At 37.3% G+C, this 20,902-nt stretch carries 20 protein-coding genes and 1 tRNA gene; 7 read left to right on the plus strand and 14 right to left on the minus strand.

The window, feature by feature from the left end; all coding sequences use genetic code 11:
• Positions 1–25 precede the first annotated feature (25 nt).
• The 3 genes from B2W36_RS13540 to B2W36_RS13550 all read right to left on the minus strand — a co-directional run bounded on the left by B2W36_RS13540 (position 26) and on the right by B2W36_RS13550 (position 1,532).
• Positions 26–99, minus strand: a tRNA-Ala gene (locus B2W36_RS13540).
• Positions 100–369: 270 nt separating this feature from the next.
• Positions 370–1,122 (minus strand): BlaB/IND/MUS family subclass B1 metallo-beta-lactamase, encoded by a 753-nt coding sequence (gene bla / locus B2W36_RS13545; protein WP_293888183.1) that lies wholly within the window; start codon positions 1,120–1,122, stop codon positions 370–372.
• A 71-nt stretch (positions 1,123–1,193) separates the two neighbouring features.
• On the minus strand, positions 1,194–1,532 hold the full coding sequence (locus B2W36_RS13550; protein WP_293881278.1) for a cupin domain-containing protein: 339 nt from the start codon (positions 1,530–1,532) through the stop codon (positions 1,194–1,196).
• Between the two features lie 196 nt (positions 1,533–1,728).
• Here B2W36_RS13550 and B2W36_RS13555 point away from each other — a divergent pair, with 196 nt between their 5' ends.
• Positions 1,729–3,642 (plus strand): AAA domain-containing protein, encoded by a 1,914-nt coding sequence (locus B2W36_RS13555; RefSeq protein ID WP_293888185.1) that lies wholly within the window; start codon positions 1,729–1,731, stop codon positions 3,640–3,642.
• A gap of 86 nt (positions 3,643–3,728) precedes the next feature.
• On the opposite strand, the gene B2W36_RS13560 is transcribed toward B2W36_RS13555, so the two are convergent.
• The 3 genes from B2W36_RS13560 to B2W36_RS13570 all read right to left on the minus strand — a co-directional run bounded on the left by B2W36_RS13560 (position 3,729) and on the right by B2W36_RS13570 (position 6,749).
• Complete coding sequence (locus B2W36_RS13560; protein ID WP_293888187.1) at positions 3,729–5,249, minus strand: acyl-CoA dehydrogenase family protein; 1,521 nt, start codon at positions 5,247–5,249, stop codon at positions 3,729–3,731.
• Between the two features lie 178 nt (positions 5,250–5,427).
• Complete coding sequence (locus tag B2W36_RS13565; protein ID WP_293881272.1) at positions 5,428–6,294, minus strand: helix-turn-helix domain-containing protein; 867 nt, start codon at positions 6,292–6,294, stop codon at positions 5,428–5,430.
• Between the two features lie 104 nt (positions 6,295–6,398).
• Positions 6,399–6,749 carry a DUF2200 domain-containing protein gene (locus B2W36_RS13570; protein ID WP_209575922.1) on the minus strand — a complete coding sequence of 117 codons (351 nt, stop codon included), beginning with the start codon at positions 6,747–6,749 and terminating at the stop codon, positions 6,399–6,401.
• 194 nt (positions 6,750–6,943) lie between these two features.
• Between B2W36_RS13570 and B2W36_RS13575 the strand changes: the two genes are divergently transcribed.
• Both B2W36_RS13575 and B2W36_RS13580 read left to right on the plus strand, forming a co-directional pair.
• Entirely contained in the window at positions 6,944–7,693 is a 750-nt protein-coding gene (locus B2W36_RS13575; RefSeq protein WP_293888189.1) for a ThiF family adenylyltransferase, read from the plus strand.
• Between the two features lie 118 nt (positions 7,694–7,811).
• Complete coding sequence (locus tag B2W36_RS13580) at positions 7,812–8,504, plus strand: hypothetical protein (protein ID WP_293888191.1); 693 nt, start codon at positions 7,812–7,814, stop codon at positions 8,502–8,504.
• A gap of 2 nt (positions 8,505–8,506) precedes the next feature.
• Here the strand turns inward: B2W36_RS13580 and B2W36_RS13585 are convergent, their stop codons facing one another.
• On the minus strand, positions 8,507–9,268 hold the full coding sequence (locus B2W36_RS13585) for a response regulator transcription factor (protein WP_293881264.1): 762 nt from the start codon (positions 9,266–9,268) through the stop codon (positions 8,507–8,509).
• A gap of 1,102 nt (positions 9,269–10,370) precedes the next feature.
• On the opposite strand from B2W36_RS13585, the gene B2W36_RS13590 reads away from it, so the two are divergent.
• On the plus strand, positions 10,371–12,620 hold the full coding sequence (locus B2W36_RS13590) for a GH92 family glycosyl hydrolase (RefSeq protein ID WP_293888193.1): 2,250 nt from the start codon (positions 10,371–10,373) through the stop codon (positions 12,618–12,620).
• 33 nt (positions 12,621–12,653) lie between these two features.
• Positions 12,654–14,900 (plus strand): GH92 family glycosyl hydrolase, encoded by a 2,247-nt coding sequence (locus B2W36_RS13595; RefSeq protein ID WP_293888195.1) that lies wholly within the window; start codon positions 12,654–12,656, stop codon positions 14,898–14,900.
• 78 nt (positions 14,901–14,978) lie between these two features.
• Here B2W36_RS13595 and B2W36_RS13600 read toward each other — a convergent pair whose 3' ends face one another.
• From B2W36_RS13600 to B2W36_RS13610, 3 genes are read right to left on the minus strand one after another with little or no spacing between them, the layout of a single operon-like run.
• Complete coding sequence (locus B2W36_RS13600) at positions 14,979–15,527, minus strand: GNAT family N-acetyltransferase (protein ID WP_293888197.1); 549 nt, start codon at positions 15,525–15,527, stop codon at positions 14,979–14,981.
• 26 nt (positions 15,528–15,553) lie between these two features.
• Positions 15,554–15,784 carry a hypothetical protein gene (locus B2W36_RS13605; RefSeq protein WP_293881256.1) on the minus strand — a complete coding sequence of 77 codons (231 nt, stop codon included), beginning with the start codon at positions 15,782–15,784 and terminating at the stop codon, positions 15,554–15,556.
• Positions 15,785–15,791: 7 nt separating this feature from the next.
• Complete coding sequence (locus tag B2W36_RS13610) at positions 15,792–16,040, minus strand: redox-active disulfide protein 2 (protein WP_209575907.1); 249 nt, start codon at positions 16,038–16,040, stop codon at positions 15,792–15,794.
• Between the two features lie 626 nt (positions 16,041–16,666).
• Here B2W36_RS13610 and B2W36_RS13615 point away from each other — a divergent pair.
• Complete coding sequence (locus tag B2W36_RS13615) at positions 16,667–17,572, plus strand: hypothetical protein (RefSeq protein ID WP_293888198.1); 906 nt, start codon at positions 16,667–16,669, stop codon at positions 17,570–17,572.
• A gap of 62 nt (positions 17,573–17,634) precedes the next feature.
• On the opposite strand, the gene B2W36_RS13620 is transcribed toward B2W36_RS13615, so the two are convergent.
• Positions 17,635–18,744 carry a glutaminyl-peptide cyclotransferase gene (locus B2W36_RS13620; protein WP_293888200.1) on the minus strand — a complete coding sequence of 370 codons (1,110 nt, stop codon included), beginning with the start codon at positions 18,742–18,744 and terminating at the stop codon, positions 17,635–17,637.
• 195 nt (positions 18,745–18,939) lie between these two features.
• Here B2W36_RS13620 and B2W36_RS13625 point away from each other — a divergent pair, with 195 nt between their 5' ends.
• The gene (locus B2W36_RS13625) at positions 18,940–19,704 is read left to right on the plus strand and encodes a DUF72 domain-containing protein (RefSeq protein ID WP_293888202.1); all 765 of its coding nucleotides are present in this window, start codon (positions 18,940–18,942) and stop codon (positions 19,702–19,704) included.
• A gap of 13 nt (positions 19,705–19,717) precedes the next feature.
• Here the strand turns inward: B2W36_RS13625 and B2W36_RS13630 are convergent, their stop codons facing one another.
• Genes B2W36_RS13630 through B2W36_RS13640 form a run of 3 tightly spaced genes read right to left on the minus strand, consistent with a single transcriptional unit; the run spans position 19,718 to position 20,727 of the window.
• A complete protein-coding gene (locus B2W36_RS13630; RefSeq protein ID WP_293881176.1) occupies positions 19,718–20,050 on the minus strand; it encodes a hypothetical protein in 333 nt (110 codons plus the stop codon).
• An 11-nt stretch (positions 20,051–20,061) separates the two neighbouring features.
• Positions 20,062–20,382: a hypothetical protein gene (locus tag B2W36_RS13635; RefSeq protein WP_293881174.1), complete on the minus strand. Its 321-nt coding sequence runs from the start codon at positions 20,380–20,382 to the stop codon at positions 20,062–20,064.
• A gap of 30 nt (positions 20,383–20,412) precedes the next feature.
• Positions 20,413–20,727: a hypothetical protein gene (locus B2W36_RS13640; protein WP_293881172.1), complete on the minus strand. Its 315-nt coding sequence runs from the start codon at positions 20,725–20,727 to the stop codon at positions 20,413–20,415.
• Positions 20,728–20,902 lie beyond the last annotated feature (175 nt).

Below are 20,902 nucleotides of genomic sequence, written 5' to 3' on the forward strand. Positions count from 1 at the left end.
CCCTTGTCGGACAGCTTCTTTTCTGTGGAGCATATCAGGATCGAACTGATCACCTCTTCACTGCCAGCGAAGCGCTCTAGCCAAATGAGCTAATGCCCCTGCTTCTATATGGTGTCGCTAATATAGCACTTTTTTGGATAAACATAGTCCTTTTTTTACTTTTATGCTGTTTTTTTCTACGCTGTTATCACGTTGTTTTTTTTAAAATCCAATTGTACATTAAGCGAAGATTTTAATTTGCCCCGTCGAATACTTTGCAAAGTCTCTTATTATACTGTAAACAAGTAAGTTTGCTGAAGATATCTTATTACCAATAGCCTGCTCCAATTGTCCGCAGTGAAGATCGATTACCGAAGCTCCAAAAATGTATTACCTTTTTTCTATTAGAAGCATTTCTGTTCGTTTTATTTGGCCTTTATCTCTCCAGGCATCGTGTCCGGGAATAACCATGTTAATTTGTGGGTATTTTGTCATCAGCCTTGCTAAGGATGGTTTCCATGATTTTATGTCCCCGTCTGCCGTGAATCCTAGGTCGCGGGCTTCAGCACTTTTTATAAAACAGCCGCCGTCCAGAATCTTATATTTAGGAAACCAGATAACCACATTGTCCATGGAGTGTCCGGCACCAAAAAAGTTCACTACAAAAGACTGACCACCGATTGTGTAGGTTTTATCGATGTCGACAAGATGGGCTGCTTGTGCTTTGTGATTTGCCTTTAATAGATCATTCGTCATTTTTGTTGCGTAGGTGGGAATTCCAATACGGTTGTAATAGGCAAAACCACCTGCACGATCTTCATGCCAATGTGTTGCGTAAATAGCAATAACGGGTAAATTATGTTTTTGGTTAATACTGTCCAATAAAGGTTGATATTGTGTAGAATCCCATGGAGTGTCGAAAAGGATAACACCCTTTTTTGTGATTAAGTATACAGCATTAGCTGCATATTTGTTGCCTTCAAAGGTATTAAAGGTTGTGTAAAGATATAAATTCGAATTGATTTTCTCTATTAGGAGAGGTTTATCCTGCGCATGTATAGATGGGGAAAGAAATAGAAATCCAATACTCAAACAAAAACTAACAAGGAGTACACGGATATTAGCCGAAAGAATTGAAATCATATTTTTAATGTTGTTTTATTAACGTTGGGACGAAATTATTATTGCTTCTTCAACGTTTGATTAAAATGTTTTTATGTGGATTGAATAAGATCTCCGCGGTAAGGAGTGAATGAATCGATCAGTTCTCCTTCCTCAAGACATTCGCATCCATGAACCAATTGCGAATAAATGATGCAAGAATCACCTGCGTTTAGGATGCGGTCAACCCCATTAATATGGTATCTGAATTTTCCAGCACTGACATAAGAAATTTGTGTCTGTGGATGTTGATGAAGTATACCGATGGCCCCCTTTTTAAATCGGACTTTCATCAGCATAAGCTCCTCATTGAAAACGAGTATCTTTCGCATAATTCCTTCGCCTAAGTCTGTCCATTGCTGATCGTTGTCGTGTAGGAATATTTCGTTCATCTAATTGTTGTTTTTATGAATACTTTAAGCGTAAAATGCTTTGTTTTTCAATTATAGTAAATAAATATGAATTTGTGACCTACATATAAATTGCGCGCAATGGTATTTGATGAAAGATGGAGAGAATTTGTGTTCAAATGATTCAAATAAGGGAAAAAACAGTTATTTTGCGCTGGTGCAATTTGGATATCCAAGTATGAATTATTTCGACGAACTTATCACTTTACTACGTGAAGAACAGCAATTTGACAGATTACAGCACGAGACTTTGTTATTGAAAAGTAGCTTAAATGAACGACGGATGCAAGGTGTTACCTGGTTTCCGGTTCAAATAATCGATATGGAGCTTGGAAGAGGGGATTATTTATCTGTTAGTTTAAACAGAACCAACCATTATGACATCGATCACAAATTTCGTTTCGGTATGCCAGTATCCTTATTTTCGAATCACAACCCCGAGCATGACCGAATAGATGGTATCATATCCTCAATAAATAGAGAGGGGATGCGAATCTCCTTTCGTGTAGATGAATTGCCTGAATGGAGCAGGAAAGGAAAGCTTGGTATTGATTTATTATTTGATGAGTATTCTTATCGTGAAATGTTCAATGCGTTGCAGAAAGGTCGGGAATTGAGCCAAGATACGAAGCAGGGAGGTTTCGTACGAAAGTTAATCGGAGCAGAATTGATTCCAATTAAATCCAATGAAGCGTTCTTTGCCCATCCTAACTTGAATGTGAGTCAAAATAAGGCAGTCCAGCAGATATTGGAAGCAGATACGCTAGCACTTTTGCACGGCCCGCCGGGGACAGGAAAGACAACAACATTGATACAGGCCGTGAAGGCATTATTAAAAAAACACAGCAAACAGCTGTTGGTTGTTGCAGCTAGCAACACGGCGGTTGACTTGTTGACGGAACGTTTGGACGCTGCTGGAGTTACGGTAGTAAGAATAGGCAACCCTGTAAAGGTTTCTGAGCATCTCCAGGAATTGACACTGGATGCAAAGATTGATAGTCATGCCGCAAATAAGGATATTAAAACACTTCAAAAACAAGTCCGTGCCTATACAGAGATGGCTCAAAAGTATAAACGGAATTTTGGAAAGACGGAACGAGAACAAAGAAAAGCATTGTTTAATGAAGCTTACCGGATCAGAAGGGAGGTCGATCAGATTCAAGATTTTATCACCACAGATGTTTTGAACAAAGCAGAAGTCATCACTGCGACTTTGGTCGGTGCGAATCACGAGGTTATCCGAAATCGTATTTATGAAACAGTCATTATAGATGAGGCTGCGCAGGCACTGGAACCCGCTTGCTGGATCCCGATATTAAAAGCACATCGACTTGTTCTGGCAGGTGATCACAATCAATTGCCGCCCACAGTAAAATCTCGTAAACTATCTCGTGATGGCTTGAGCCACACATTATTCGAAAAGCTAGTGGAACGTAATCCACAATTAGTTTCTTTGCTGGATATACAATATCGAATGAACGAGAAAATTATGCAATACCCTTCCATGGCTTTATATAATGGTTTATTGAGGGCCGATAGCGCAGTCGCACATTGGAGCTTAGAAGAAGATTCTGAGCCCGTGGTATTTATTGATACAGCGGGAGCAGGGTTTGAAGAAACGGAAATCGACGGCGCAATCTTCAATGTAGGGGAAGCCCATTTTCTAGCTGCTCATCTGGGCGTTCATATGGGGGCGTGGACAGCTTCCTTGATAAATGACGAGTTTTTGAGTGTTGGGGTAATTGCACCTTACCGCAAACAGGTCTCTTTACTGCATGAAGTATTTAAGGAGGATGAGAGAATGAAACCTTTCGCTGATTTCATTAAAATACAGACAATCGATAGTTTTCAGGGCCAGGAGAAAGATGTTATCTATATTAGTTTGACGCGAAGCAATGCCCAGCAGCAGATTGGTTTTTTGTCTGATGTGCGTCGGATGAATGTTGCAATGACTAGGGCGAAGAAGAAACTGGTGGTAATAGGGGACAGTGCCACAATTGGTTCACATCCTTTCTATCGCGAATTTATCGCCTATACCGAAGCGATTGGACATTACCACAGTGTTTGGGAATGGGATATTTCAGCGATATAACGCATGAAGCCACTTTTTAGAAAGTGGCTTCATGCAATTTACTTGATCTCGCTAAAAACGGTTGATTTAGTTAGCACAGCCCTTGATTAAGAAGTGAACTTCATCCAATCTGTGTTATCGTCATAGTTCAACAGGGGTTCCGCATTATTATTATTTGATAATTGGCCTACAAACATATAAATATCCATGCTAACATGCTGACGTGTTATTTCTGTCATCTTATCATTGAAACCTGCATTGTTAATCTGTAAAACATATTGAAAACAAATGACGCGGGCGATTATCTTTCCAAGGGTCACCAGTTCTCGCTGTTTTGCCTGGAGGGGGAAATCAAAATTTAAAATTGATGAGAAAAATGGTGCCGCGAATTCAGTTCCGCTATATTTTTTTAAGAAAGACAATAAATTACTTTCTTTAGTTTTACGCATAAGTTTACCTATGGCTTCGGCGACTTGTGAATAAAGCATCTCATTTGATCCTTCAAAGATTTGGAAAGGTCTGCTGTCAATGAGGCCACGGCCTGCAACATGGTCCAATCTGTAACCATTTGCGCCTGATAATTGCACACAAATTTGTGCAGCTTCATGCATTAAGTCTGTCACAAACGCTTTCACACTATTGGCATCTACACCATGAGCGGAAAGGTCGTTATTGATGGAACTGATCGATACGCTATATGAACACATTGCCGAACACAATGTAAAGGCCGCCTGTATGCGCGACAACTGAAACTTAACTGAGTCTAATTCATTTAAGCTAATACCCGCGACGCGACGTTCTGAGCAATGCTTCATGGCTTCATCCAACATGCGTTTTATAAAGCCCATACCCATGCCTGGGAATTGCAGTCTGCTGCGGTGAAGCGTATCTAGCATCAATTTAATCCCTGTGCTCTCAGGATTTAGTTTGTGATTCGTAGGAACATTGATGTCGATGTCATTAACACCGTAGGGGATTGCGTATAGGCCAAGGCTATTGTATTTTTTTGTGACCACTATCTTCTGTTCTTCCGAAGCATTCTCCGTTACAAAAAAATCTATATCCCTTACCAGTTCTCCATTTTCATTTTTCTTACGTGCAGTCACGAGCCAAAAATCTGCCGCACCAGTAAGACCCTGCCAGTGTTTTTCACCCTTTATAAAATACTTATCATCCTTTTGTTGATAAGATGTTCGCATATTGAGGGCGTCACTGCCGTAAGCTTGTTCGGTAATCATTAGTCCTCCCATGGCTTGATTTTCCAAAAATTGATGGAATACCTTCTCCTGAAGTAATGTGTCGCCATATTTAGCGAAAGGCTCCAAAAATAAAGCAATGTTAATACCGAAGATCAGAGATAGCGACAATGACTCATAAGAAGCGGCAGCAAGCACACCCAGACATTCTTTTACATGAAGGCCTCGACCACCGTGATGTTCGGGGATAGCAACCGATAAGGGTTGCATTTTCATGATTTCAGCCAAAAACTCAGGCGGTAGCCCGCGCGTTAGACTGATCGAGTTGTAATCATATTCTTTATGGAATAAGCTTGATAGCCTCGTTTTGAAATCCGCAATAAACAAATCGAAATCTTGGGTTATATTGTTGTGTTCTGAAACCTTAAGCATCTTTAAAATATAAAATCAAATGATGGACCAATGTCGATCGAAACAAAAAGAAGAAATAGTATCTACTGAACTAAACTTCTCTTTTGCTGCAATCACTCACACAAAATTAACTGCAATCAATTTGATTCGCTTGTGTACTTGCGTATAAAAGATAGGACAAATCGTGCATATTGAAAATCTAAGTCGCTCTGTTTCGATAAGAAGTAGGAGAAACACCAACAATTTTTTTGAAAAGGCGTGAGAAATAAGAAGGATCAGAAAAATCCAATTCATAACAGATATCCGCAATGCTTTTGGTGGATTCAAATAATAAAAATTGACTGTGCATAATCAGCACTTCAAGAATGAGTTCTTTGGAAGATTTTTTGAAAACCGAAAATACACAGCGATTAAGGTAGTTTGTAGATACTGCGAGTTTGTCCGCATAAAATGCGATACTTTTTTGCTTTTTGAAATTTTTGTGTACAAGTTGTTTGAACATCATTGCAATTTCCTGCCTCCGATTGAGCGCTTGATTAGAGGAAGAAAGTTTGATGATTTTTAGAATTGCCGATTTTAATAAATTTTCAAACAATTCTTTATAAGGTAATTCTGAAAGCAGTTCGTCATACAGCAGTCTAAAAAGTTCCTGTAGATCGATACTATCTTGTACTGTTAAATTAAGTAATGGTGAAATATTAAAGATATTCAAAATCTCCTGTTCCCTGAAAATGGAAGTCATCGCATTGTCGTTAATCAAAACGCAATGTCCTTTCGCAGATTTATCAACAGACTTTATAGTTGAGATATTGCCGTAATTGCTAATAAGAATTGCGGGAGCCTGTACAACATATTCTTTGGCGCCGATCTGATGTTTAAAATATCCTTCGGTAATATGAACAAGGAGGTTGTAACCCAAGAAAATAGGTGGCGTTGGAAATTTAATATAAGGTGCAATTTCACTTAGCTGAAATATCTTGATCGGTGATTGTTGATAGCGGAGATGCTCCAGACTACCAGTCATAAAACGATCTACAAATTCACCTGCATTTATCTGTTTTTCCATGATCAATTTATATAAAATTTAGCGCACCACGGTTTTGAAATATTACTCATTGCTTCATTTAGAAGTGGTGTCTAAATAATATTCCAAAGGTAGTGGGATAAAAATTATTTTCTTAAAATTTTTTCCATGGGTTTACCTTTAGCTAATTCATCAATTAATTTATCGAGATAACGAACTTTTTGAACCAACGGGTCTTCAATCTCTTCAATCCGATAGCCACAGATGACACCCTTAATCTTCGATAAATTCGGGTTTAAACATGGCGCATGTTCAAAGAAGTGTTCAAAGTCAGTTTTATCCGCAATTAGCCGCTTTATCGATACAGGATTATAACCGGTTAACCAAAATATAATTTCGTCGACCTCCTCTTTGGTGCGTCCTTTTCTTTCAGCCTTTTGTATATAAAGCGGATATACGCCGGCAAATGTCATGCGATATATTCTTGTATTATCCATTTTTTATAAGTTGATATTATTAAAGGTATTCATTTAACTTTTCATTTTCAGTGATTTATATTTAAAAATAACGACAAACTCCACGAATTTGGAACGAAGTTTTTATTAAAGAAATTGCTAAGCAATTTCTTTAATAAAATATTATAAATTATAATTCTATCTTTATGTGATACAAAATTATTGAATTATTAGCTATGGATTTGAGGTATATTCGGAATAACATACACATTAAAGAAGAGGATCAACAACGTATCAAAAATTTTCATGTATTAATCGGGGGGTGTGGAATAGGAAGTTATATCGCAGAATGCTTATTACGCATGGGTTTCGAAAATTTAACAATTGCTGATGGAGATGTTGTGGAATTGACAAACTTAAACCGTCAAAATTACACAAATAAGGATATTGGTGTGAAGAAAGTAATAGCCTTACGGGATCGTTTGTATGCAATTAATCCAAAAGCCAATATAACCGTGTTTCCTGAATTTATTAATCAGGACAACTTGCATGAAATCGATCTCAATTTCAAGGTTGCCATTAATGCGCTGGATTTTTCTTCTGATATCCCTTTTGTTTTTGACCAATATATGGCCAAAAGAAATATACCAGTAGTACATCCATATAATTTAGGTTGGGCAGGATTTTTAACTGTTCTTCCGCCTGAAGGCCTTAATCTGCAGTCGTTGGAAAAAGCACATCAGACTTTTGAATTAAATGTCGGTAAATTTATTGTGGATAGCTTAAAAGCAAAAGATATTGAGACGAAATGGTTTGAGGAGTTTTTGGCAGAATATGGTAAAATAGCATTGACTTCTCCTCCGCCACAGCTATCAATAGGTTTATACCTGGTGGCTGGGATGGTCAGTCAAGTAGTGTTTAATTTGGCAACCACAAAACCAATTAAATTCTTCCCGGATTCCTATTATTTATCAATAATGAGGTAAACTTAATATAATTGAAAAAAACATTCGTTCAATAAAACGCGTGTTTAGTAAATTTGCTGCTGTGGGAATTTAAACGAAAAGTATTTATTTTTATAATCGCATATCGAATAACATCTTCATGAACTGGACGCCTGAAAATTATTACTTCACCAAGCTTAATAAGAACGAACTTTCTGAACTTATACATTTTTATCTAGTAACGACCAAGGAGCATTATAAACTAGCTAGTTACTCTGAAGAGGATTATATGTCTGACTTTGAGTCACTAATAGCAGAGGATTACACGTTTTTTGATTGTTCTATTTACTATGTTCTTCGAAGTAAGCTTGATCACAGTATTCAGGCATCTATTAGAATTACATTTTGGGATAAGGAAACAAGTTTGCCAATTCAAAAATTATTTTTTATCACTACGGAAAGTTTGTTAATCCCAAATGTAACTAATTTTTGGCATATCGGACGTTTTGTTATTTCTGGAAAGATAATAGGTAATAGGATCAATATTCTAAAAAAAATGCTTTTTGATGCCTTTTATGCCCCATATAAGCTTGGTAACGGGTTAGTCATAGCCGAATGCGATCGCAAAGTAGTCAATACACTTCGGAAATTGGAAATCGAATCTTATCAGCTTGCAGACCCAATTATTTATTTGTACTCTGAGACGCTACCAATCTATATTAAATCGGAATGGCTGGAAGCTTTTGTAGAAAAGAATAAGTATTCCCAGTTTAGCAAAGAAAATAATATGGATATCCAAAAATTTGTTGAAATGTCTGACCAGATGCTTTTATATCAAAAAAAAAACAAGTAAAATCAAAAAAGCGATAATTCAATAGCTAATGCTGTAGCTTCTGTTATACTTTTCACTTTTAATTTTGAAAATATCTGTTTTTTATGGAATTTCACTGTATCAATTGATACATATAGCCGATTGGCTATTTGATCCATCGTAAGACCTTGGGCCGAAAAGAGAAGAATATCTTTTTCGCGGGGTTTTAATTTAATACGAGCAGTTTCCACCCAAAGGTCTTTATCCAAATCATACTCAAACTGTCGTCCATCTTCATCAGATTTAAATCGAATATTTCCCGAATTTGCGTGGGAAGAAATCGAAACGAGGCAAAGTGCGATCCAAGGATTGGAAAACTTATCCAAAAGTAAAGGCTTTAGTTTATGGTTGACTAAAAGAGGTTTATTACCGGGTTGTTTTAAATGGAAATCGTAAGATATCGAGAATTTAAGGCGGTCTTCGGCATCTAAATTTCCGAAAAAATCGAAACCGATATCATTAATCTTTTTTAATAAATGTAAATCGCTCTCAGGTACATTATTAACATAGTGATAATAGCCTCGCTGCATTACTTCCGTAGGGGTGCTTCCACATAGAAAGATAGGATTATCAGAAACAAATAAAAAGCTTTTCTTTGAATAATCAATTAAATATATACTTTGATAGGTTAATCTGCTTAGGGATTTTGCAAAATTAATAAAGGCTTCGACGATCTCATAATCATCTTTGCTAAAGTCGTCTTTTACTTGTATCGGCTTGAAAAAATCTTCAATCTTAATTTTCATAGTATAAAGTGGAAAGATGATCCGTAATCGCTTTTGAATAGCACGTAATTCGATGTTGTTATGGCGTGTAAATTACAAAAATAACGGCGTAATCTAAATTGAAACGCTGGAAATAGGCCTTTTTATATTCCTATCCTTATTTTTTTAATCATCGTCAAAGTAATATCCAAACCTGTTCAAAACATTAAATCGTTATCCAGCAATGAAACAAGTTTCTACACAAAAGGGTAGAATATCGTTTATTATGATAATACAAAAAAAATACTATTATCTTTAATAGTTTTAAAGCAAATAATTGTATAAATATAACTTATTGGATTCGAATAGCCAATAGTAATTTTCGTTATTCCCGAGTCTTTCACAGATTTTAATAATAAACTTTGTTTTTTTGATTCCTACACCTATCTCGATTTTTAGATTATCTTTTGAAATTTAGCAATACCATAAGCAAATGATTATTAGGCATCTGATAGGTTGAGTTGGTTCATTGTAAAATACATGCCGAAGGAAGAGGAAAATTGATTGATGATATAAGAAGTCCACTTTTAAAATATTTATATAACTGCAAGGAATGAAATAAAAATTCTTTAACGTGTTTTTAAGTTGGAGCTTCTTCATTTTAAAAAGGAGGAGCTTACCTTAGAAAAAGGAGTTATACCCAATTAACAGTTGGCATTATTTCAATAAGCAAATACCTTTCAATGGCGAGTGCAGATTGACTTAATTGTGTGGAGGCTGATAGCGGTATAACCCCCGATTTGTTAAAGTTTAGTTAAACCATGGCAGCCAGATAACAAACAATTATGTATGGCGTTATAATAGTAGTTTCATAATTTAGGTTAATAATTGGTTAGTTAGTAAAAATCTGAAGTTCCCCGCTTCAGGTTTTTTATTGTTATTGACGGGAATGAATAGCTTTGCTTGATGTTTTTATTTTAATCATGCTAAAACCTATTAACAAACGTAAAATCATCGATATAACGGTCATTAAGATTTGTAAATCTTTCTGATTATCTGTAGTATTGTAGGTACACGCTAAAATGCGCGGCCTATGGTGTTTGCTTCAACGAAAGCGATTTGCAAAGCCGCCTATAAAGATTATATGATCAAATTTATTCATTTTTTATTTTTAGGATTATTCCTATGGCAGTATGTTTCTGCCCAAAAACTTCCTGTACACTATGTAAACCCGTTTATAGGTACCAGCAATTATGGAACTACTAATCCGGGAGCTCAGGTGCCCAACGGTTTGATGAATGTTTCCCCTTTTAATGTAATGGGATCATCCCTTAACACATTTGATAAGGATGCAAGATGGTGGTCTACTCCCTATGAACATAGTAATAGTTATTTTACAGGTTTTTCACATGTCAATTTAAGTGGAGTAGGGTGCCCAGATATGGGAAGTTTGTTGTTAATGCCAACCTCAGGAAAACTGGAGGTTGATTATCATCAATATGGGAGTACCTATACGGAGGAGGTTGCCCATCCAGGCTATTACAGCAACGTATTGAAGAAATATGGCATTAAAACGGAAGTTTCAGCAACAACCCGTGTAGGTGTTTCTAAATTTACTTTTCCAAAAGGACAGGCAAATATCCTGCTTAATTTGGGCGAAGGTTTAACAAATGAAACGGGAGCAACGGTTCGTTATGTGAGTGATACTGAAATAGAAGGGTCTAAGTTGTTGGGTTCTTTTTGTTATAGTAATAATCAGGCTGTTTACCCAATTTTCTTTGTCATGCGTGTCAATAAAAAGCCCGCGAAAAGAGGTTACTGGAAATTTCAGCGTGCGGGAGAAAAATGGGAAAATGACTGGAATAAGGATGCTGGAAAATATAAAATTTTCACAGACTATACAGATCAGCTTTCTGGAGATGATCTTGGTGCATTTTTTAGCTTTGATGTGCAAGAGAATGAAAGTTTAGAAGTTCAGCTTGCCGTGTCGTTTGTGAGTGTCGATAATGCCCGTAAAAATCTGGAAGCTGAGCAGGCTGATTTCGAATTTGAGAAAACGCATCAACAGGCTTCTTTGCAATGGAATAATGCCTTGTCGAAGATACAGGTAGAGGGAGGAACGGAAGATCAGAAAACAGTATTCTATACAGCACTATATCATGCCATGATTCATCCTAATGTTTTACAGGATGTGAATGGCGAGTATCCCGCCATGGAAAGCAGGAAGACTCTGGTAGCAGATCATAATCGTTATACGGTGTTTTCACTATGGGATACCTATAGAAATGTACAGCCGCTTATGTCGTTGGTTTATCCGGATAAGCAGGTTGGTATGATACGTTCCATGATCGATATGTATAACGAAAACGGCTGGATGCCCAAATGGGAATTGTATAGCCGAGAAAGCTATACGATGGATGGCGATCCCGCAGTTCCTGTGATCGTTGATGCCTGGATGAAAGGTATTCGGGATTTTGATATTAATACAGCTTACGAGGCATTTTTGAAATCTGCCACTACAACTGACTCAACAAATAAAATTAGGCCTGACAATGCGGATTATGTGAAGTATGGGTATGTTCCGTTGCGCGATTCATTTGATAATTCCGTATCTCATGCGATAGAATATTATGTTGCTGATTGGAATTTAGCGCAGTTGGCCGGATCATTGGGGAAAACCAAAGATGCTCAGCTTTTTGCTAAGCGAGCACAAGGATATAAACATTATTATTCTTCGGAGTATGGGACTTTCAGACCTATTCTTCCTAACGGCGAGTTTTTAAGTCCATTTAGCCCATTGATGGGCGCCAATTTTGAACCTAATCATGGTTTCCATGAAGGTAATGCTTGGAACTATAGTTTTGCAATCCCGTTTGATATTCCTGGTTTGGTGAAATTGATGGGCGGAAAGCAAAAATTTGTAGATCGGCTTAAGGCAACGTTCGATAAGGGATATTTTGACGTGACAAACGAACCGGATATGCTGTATCCACACGTGTTCTCAGAAATTAAAGGCGAAGAATGGCGCACCCAAAAGTTAGTTAAAGAAATACTTGAAAAACATTTTACCAATAGCCCCGGTGGTATACCTGGTAATGATGACACCGGTACGATGTCTACATGGGCACTCATGAACATGATCGGGATTTATCCTTTCTGCCCGGGTAGACCAGATTACACCGTTGTAACCCCTGTGTTTGATAAGGTAACTATTCAGCTCGATAAGAAATTCTATCCACATGCCGATAAAGTAACCATAAGACGCCAAAAACTGGGTAGTGGTGAATATATCAAAAAAATAGTTATCGACGGAAAACCATTCAATGGATTTAAAATCAGTCACCAAACTTTAGTCAATAGCAAGGATATTCTAATAGTTACTGGAAATAGATAGATAAGCCAACTAAATTGAAAACTGATTTACACAATGAAATATATTAATTATGCGGTTTGCGCAAGCCTTTTGTCTTTAATTGGTTGTGCTTCACTAAAAAGTTCTGATAAAAGTTTTTATGCAACGGATGTAAACCCTTTTATCGGAACGGACTTTACCGGAAATACGTATCCAGGTGCACAATTGCCCTTTGGGATGGTACAGCTAAGTCCAGATAACGGGCTGCCTGGCTGGGACCGTATTTCCGGATACTTTTATCCCGACAGTACAATTTCTGGCTTTAGCCATACACATTTAAGCGGTACGGGGGCGGGTGACTTATACGATATATCTTTCATGCCGGTAACATTGCCCTACCACGAAGCGGAAGCTCCTCTTGGTATACATTCTAAGTTTTCCCATAAAGACGAAAAAGCACATGCAGGATATTATCAGGTGAAACTACTTGATTATGATATCAATGTAGAGCTGACGGCAACAGCACGTTGTGGCATTCAGCGCTATACTTTTCCAAAGGCAGAATCTGCCGTATTTTTAGATTTAAAGAAAGCAATGAACTGGGATGCGACTACAGATTCACGCATCGAAGTGGTAGATTCTGTGACTATTCGGGGCTATCGTTTTTCTGAAGGTTGGGCCAGAGGACAACGTGTTTATTTTGAAACTCGTTTTTCCAAGCCTTTTAGAGCTGTTCATATTGACAGTACGGAAATATTATCACGAGCCGATTCAACAGCCAAGAAAGCAATGCGAATTGGTACAGCATATAAAGCCCGATTTGATTTTAAAACTGCCGATGGAGAACAGGTAACGCTCAGCACAGCACTTTCGGGTGTAAGCATGGAAGGTGCGTCCAAAAATTTGAAAGCAGAAGTTCCAAAAGATGATTTTGACTATTATTTGAAAGAGGCAGAGCAAAATTGGAACAAGGAATTGGGCAGGGTAGCCATCGAAACCAAAAACAGAGAAGAGCAGATCAAATTCTATACAGCGTTATATCATTCCATGCTTGCACCGACGATTTTTAGTGATGTTGATGGTGGTTATATGGGGGCTGACCGAAAAATACATCAGGCTGAAGGATGGACCAACTACAGCACGTTTTCTCTTTGGGACACCTATAGAGCTTCCCATCCCTTATTTACTTATATTGATCCTAATCGTGTAAACGATATGATTAAGTCGTTTATCGCTTTTTATGAACAAAATGGCCGACTGCCAGTATGGAATATTTATGGAAGTGAAACTGATATGATGATCGGGAATCATGCAATTCCTGTAATTGTAGATGCATATTTAAAAGGAATCGGTGATTTTGACGTTTCAAAAGCATTAGAAGCCTGCGTTGCGACAGCAAATATCGACAATTATAGAGGCATAGGACTGTATAAAAAATTGGGCTATGTACCTTATGATGTCAAGGATGAGTATAATGCTGAAAACTGGTCACTATCAAGGACACTTGAATATGCATATGATGATCACTGTATCGCCATGATGGCAGATAAGATGGGAAAGAAAGAGATTGCAGGAACATTTTTGGCTAGAGCGCAGAACTACAAAAATGTGTATAATCCGTCGACTTCATTTATGCAACCCCGGGATAGTAGAGGTAAATTTATTACCCCATTTGATCCCGAGGACTATAGTGCACACATCTGTGAGAGTAATGCTTGGCAATATTTCTGGTCTGTCCAACATGATATCCCTGGATTGATTAAACTTGTTGGTGGGACCCAACGTTTCGCCCAGAAGTTGGATAGTATGTTCACATTTCATCCTTCGGATACCAGTAAACTTCCAATTTTTAGCACAGGAATGATTGGTCAATATGCGCATGGTAATGAACCAAGCCACCATGCGCTCTATTTATTTAATGCCGTTGGACAGCCTTGGAAAACACAGCAATATGCTGCAGAGGTTATGAATAAACTTTATTTAAATACACCTGCTGGATTGAGTGGAAATGATGATTGTGGGCAGATGTCAGCTTGGTATGTATTCAGCTCATTGGGTTTTTATCCGGTAGATCCTATCAGTGGAAAATATGAAATCGGCACGCCTCTGTTTGAAAAAGCCGAATTGAAGCTTTCCAATGGAAAGAAATTTACTGTGAAAGCTAATCAGGTGGGCAAATCCAATATTTATATTCAAGCGGTTACCCTTAACGGTAAACCGCTTGAAACAAGTTATATTACACACGAACAGATTATGTCTGGTGCTACATTAGTGTTTGAAATGGGCGAGAGACCGGGACCGGTGTGGTACAAAAATAAGTAGCACTATTCCTATTTACGTAGATCTTTTTAAGAGCAGCCTTCAAATGAATAGTTAATGAATTTGGAGGCTGTTTGTTTGCTAGGCCGGATTATTCAGGCTTTTGTAAAAGTAGGTTGTACTACATGGCAAACCATTGGGAAGAAGTGCGTAATTGGGAATATCACCGACAATAGTCCAGCCATATTTTTGGTACATAAAATATGCAGGGCTATCCGTTACCGTGTCGAGTACCATGAGTGTCTTATTTAGAGCAATGGCTATCTTTTCAATTCGCTGAAGCAATTTCTGTGCAATGCCCATTCTCCGAAAGTCAGAATGAACTAACAATTTTGCAACGTCTGCACGATGTGCTTGATTAGAAGGAAGATCCGTTTGCAATTGAACCGTTCCTGTGATCTGATTTGTCACGTTATTTTTGGCAACAATTAATACAGTTTTATGCTGTTTGACCTTATCCAGCACTTCGGTCCAAAATCTGTTTGCCTGTTCAACCGTCAAGTCATCCATAAAACCGACAGAGGCGCCTCCTTGAACAATGTTAAAAGTTAGGTTGGTAAGTTCGTTGATTAAGATGTCACTAGATTCTTTGATTTCCTCAATGACAAAATCTGTATTGGAAGTAAGCATGGAGCTGCATGTTTGATTGTAAATCTTTATTCACTACGAGTAAATGCAAAATAGATGACATATAACCATCCGAGTATTCCGTGAATTAAAGCTAAAAGTATTGATCTATTACGGTCCCAAGAAGTGACGACGGCAATGACTGATCCAAGGCCTATTCCCGATTGCGTAATAGTCTGTGTCGTTGATTTACTTATCTCCTGACCAAATAATGTACCCGAAGCGAATATAAACAGGATAAATAACGTAAGCTGTTTCATTATTATTTTAGTGAGCTTCTCTTATTTTGAGCTCTTCATTGATTTCTTTTACTCTTTTGAAATTGAGAATTGCAATTGGGGATAAAGCAAAGGGAATGGCCATTAGTGCACTAAATCCTTTTGCGATTGATGTATATATTCCCATACCCAATAAGATAAAGAGCATAATGGTTAGCATCCAAGTGACTACAAGTGTAGTTTTTCTATTGTTATGCAACTCTTCGATAGTCATTCCGTTTAAAGGTCTATTATTCATAATTTCTTCGGTTTATACCTCTAATTTCTGTAATTCTTTTTAAGAAACAAAGTGTTTTATGTTAAATGTCGTGTAAATATTGATAGATTCAACGCTTTTTATGAAAATGTTAAAGAAATTTTGGGAGTTTGGTCATTTTAAAGCGAAACGATGGGGCTGTTTTATTTCAAAGTTGCATAAAATAAGATATCGCCATCTGATTCGTAAGGATTATTTAATCGGCTGCGAATCTTAAAATAGACATGGCGAATATAAAGTGCCAAGGAAGTAAAATTTTAAAAATATGTTATTTGCAGAATAAGATTGATACGCTAAATTGTTATTCAGTAAAGCAGCCGGTCATGGTGGATGGCGATCGTGATGTCAATAAATAGCCAATAATTGAATGCGGCACGCGCTTTGACAATGATATTTTGGGCATAAGAATCGGTGCAGATGAGTTGGTAAGCAGCAAAAGCGGTAAAAAGGTAGCTATGGTTTTTACGAGGTTCAGATCGTCGATGAAATGGTGATTATCGATTAAATACGGGAGGAGAAGTCTGCTCAAAGATCAATTGTCTCTCTTGAATCCATTTGGATAGAGATTTGACAGGAAAATAGTGTAAAATATTTAACTTAATGTTGCGATGATAAAACAAAGAAATATGTGGTATTTGCTCATCATTTTATCAATGATGGCATCATCCTGTAAGAGTAAAATAACGGGACAGCAGTCATTGATAAAACCGTCGCCAACACCACACTCACTTGCGGATACAACGAGATCGGATGAAGTGAATCCCGATTGGTATCGTGAATATTTTCGTCAGGTTGTAATGATAGACAATGGTTTTGTGACCCAAAAAAAGGGGAGTTATTTAATAGATCTTCCTTTGCAGATCCTTCCAGATTCTACCTATATTTTCTTTTTGAACGCTAGAATTCCAGTGGAGTTATTTAAAAGAGCAAATGAATTTTATCCCGATCTTCAACAATTTGTGTTGATTGTACCAGATTGGGCATTTTATGATCAGATCGCTGAACAGGCGTCAAAACAAGGTATGTGTATAGAACCGACGACGACCAATTTTTATTATTTGATAAATAGACAGGACGGTGTGGTTAGGGTTGATAGTATTCGTCGTTCAGGTGACGACAATCCGGGCTTTGATTTCTTTAAACCCGTATCTCCTAAAAATATGCTGACAGTTTATAGGAAGGAAAGTTATGGATCCGTCTGTTGTCCACGTGATCCGAAATGGGATAGTGCTGATGAAGATGAATCTTTCTTACGTGATTTTGAAAAACGGAATTACCTGAACGTTACAAGGGGGAGATATGTACAAATGGAAGGAAAAGAAGGTGAAAAGAGTATCTACTACACGTTGCCTGAATTATCCTCTGTACAGCGATTGGATTTCTTAGCTAATAAATATGCACAATGGACTGGTGCTAAAGATAACCACGAAACACCTATTTTATCTCAGCTATTCGCCCCACAAATTGTTCCAATGGTAACGGAAGGATTTAATAAAATGAAGGAGTTGCCCTAACGCGAGAAGTCATAGGTCAGATGATTCGATAATACCATATTTTTTCCTCATTTGGGATAAAGCTATTCGATCAGCTTAATCTCAAACATTTTATCCCAATTTTTGCCAGTCACAAAGAAGGTGTTCGATTTTCGATTGTAGGCGATACCATTAAGTACATCCAAATCGACATGTTGCGTTACATTTTCACGTAATTTGGAAAGATCCACCAATGCCTCCACAGTACCTGTTATAGGGTCGATCCGTCCAATGACATCTTCCATAAAGAAATTTGCATAGATTTTTCCCTTTACCCATTCCATTTCATTGATTTGATCGATCATAGCTGTGTTCGTCGCGGCACGAATATAGTCCAATTTTGAGAAGTCATGTGGATGGAGTGTATAAATGTAATCCGAACCATTGGACATGTATAGGTTTTTACCGTCAGAAGTCAATCCCCAACCTTCCATTGGCTGAAAGTAAGGTAGTGTACTAATAACGGCTAAGGTGTTTATATCGTATACATAGGCTATATTATTCTTATAGGTCAATTGATACAATTTGCCATTTAGGACAGTGGCGCCTTCGCCAAAAATTGAATCATCCAATTCAATTTTCTTGATGGGTGCACCAGTTTTAGGATTTGTAATGCGAATGCTCGATTTACCTTTATTTCCACTTGGGCCAATACCATTTCCCGTGCTTTCGATCAGGTTATCACCATAAAACTCTAAGCCTTGAGTATAAGCTTTAATATCATGTGGATAAATATTTACAATGCTATACTGGAGCAAGCGAGGAGGAGTAGAAGCGAATAAATCTATACTTACTGTATTTTCTTCTTGTTTTCCATCACTAAACACGACTGCTTTAACAATCTGTTTGCCAAATTTTTCATGTTTTAATGCATATTTGAAAGACTCATTGCCACTTACTTGTCCAATTTGTTTATTATTGATGTAATAGACCACAGTGTCTAATTTCTGCTTCTTCTCATGGTTTATTTTTAAAACCAGATCTTCTCCCAGTGCATAGTGCTGTTTGATACTGTCAAAGGTAAATGTTGGACTTTCCTCGGGCTGTCCAGATTGGGAATTTGAAGTGGTATTGGTGCTATTCTGGTTATTTTCATTACAGCTGCTCAAAACGGCCATAATCATGAAACTAATTAGATAAGATTTTTTCTTCATTGAGATGGTATGCTTGATTTATCATCCTGTAAGCAGGAAAAAGAGATGCCTGAAAAGAGCGGCTGTTAAATATCCCGTTACCCAAACTTAAGTAAATTGTTTTTTATATGCAATTCAATTACTTTTTATGTAAAAACGTGAATCTTTTTTGACGGAAAAATGAACCATTGTATACAGTTCAATTGTTATAACGATATGGAACACTCTTATTTTTCTGGAACAAGTGGTATTCTTTTGCCTTATAAAAATAGAAGTTTTTATCCCGAGCATTTAGAGGGGAAGAGCCGACTTGCCGTATATAGCTTATTATTTAATTCTTTGGAGGTGAACAGTTCTTTCTATAAAATTCCCCGTGAAGAAACTGTCCGAAGATGGTCCGAAGAAACAGCCGACAGCTTTCGATTTACTTTTAAGCTTTGGAAAGGAATTACGCATCAAAAGGAACTCGGGTTTGATCCACAAGATGTAGTAAGATTTCTCTCCGTTATTGATGCCGTCAGTCAAAAGAAAGGATGTCTGCTTATACAACTACCGCCATCATGTAAATTTACTTCCATTGGAAAGCTTACTGAACTATTGGACTGCATCAGTCAGGATAAGAGAAGTGAGGCCTGGCAGGTATGCGTAGAATTTAGAAATGACTCTTGGTATAGGGAAGAAACTCTGATTCTTTTAAAATCATATGGAATGCATTTGGTGATCCATGATAAGGATACTCTTGGAATGCGTCTTCAATATACCGACACAAAGATTATCTATATGCGCTTCCATGGGCCAGATGGTGATTATAGGGGAAGCTATTCGGACAGTGTATTGAAGGAATATAGTACCTATATAAATGGTTGGATTGCAGAGGAAAAAGAGGTATATACTTATTTTAATAATACCATTGGAGCAGCAATTGAAAACCTGAATACATTAGCTAAATATATCACAGTAGGCAAAGCATTTTCGATTTAAAGCTATCGTCACTTTAAAAGATTTGATTACGTATATATTCCGTTCCCATATAACCATCCCAGCCTTCATGCCCACGCATAATTCGCTGGTAAACTGCTGCTAATGCCTGAACTTTCGTCAATAATGGGATACCCCTCCGTATGCAGTCATGATCGAAGAAAGTTCCAGTGTTATCGTACCATTGAAGCCAGCCAAGTAATTCTTGTCTAGTCATCAACTTTAATTTATCAAAGAGCATTTTATCCTTCAATCCTAAAAGCTGATAACGCCAATCATTTCGATTCGATTCCATTGCTATAATTTTTGGCAGCTGGAGATCGATGATGTGTTTGATAAAAGATTCCATTATTCCAAATTTTAGTTGTTGAACATAAGTTGTGCATGCGTGCTTGAAAGGGCACTATATTTTCTTTTCATGTGGATGCGTAAGATTTCTTTGTATATATATTCGATAGCCTTGCTTTTAGAGATTTGCTGTACTCCATTTTCAATGCATTTGCGATCTGTATAGTTTCCTTTAGGATTATTCCACTGTAGCCAATCAAGCAACATTTCTTTTTCAAGTTTTTCAAGCCTTTGCTGTAAGCCGGCTAATTCACTTTCTCTAAGTTGTTCGCGCCAGTCGGACCAAACGGAATTAGATATTGTTACTCTTTTCTCTTTAAATTTGTTTTCCATGTATTTTTTTAATCTGATTTATAAAATCTGTTAGATGACTAACTTGCTGATAATAGCGTTGCCTAGTTTATTTTGCATGAATAGCTTAATCTGTTTTAGTAATTCCGGGCTTACTTCGGGGATTCTTTCTAGGTCCCGTATAAACCACTTCTGAATAACTGGAGAGTGTTTAGAACTTGGGTCATATTTAACAACCTCAGCTCTGGATGATTTCCCTTCAGGATCGTAGTATGACCACAGTACGATGAAAATCGTATTTGGGTCTTCATCGGGGTAGGGGGTATGAAAGCGAACGATGTCACCAACGTGTAAATCCTTATTGTCATATGTTGCAATCTGTTCCATAAAAGGCGCGTCTAAAACTGATAACCAAATATACTAATAATGTTAGTGTTTAAAAATTTTTACTAAAAATTTTATATTTTTGATAGACACGCGTTGGTGCTGATGGAATGAACGTATCCTTTAAGCTGTTTTTAGCTCCATTTTATTCGTATTGTGATCTGCTGGTTGAATTTTG

The sequence above is a fragment of the Sphingobacterium sp. UBA3549 genome (assembly GCF_002376635.1).
Classification (GTDB): domain Bacteria; phylum Bacteroidota; class Bacteroidia; order Sphingobacteriales; family Sphingobacteriaceae; genus Sphingobacterium.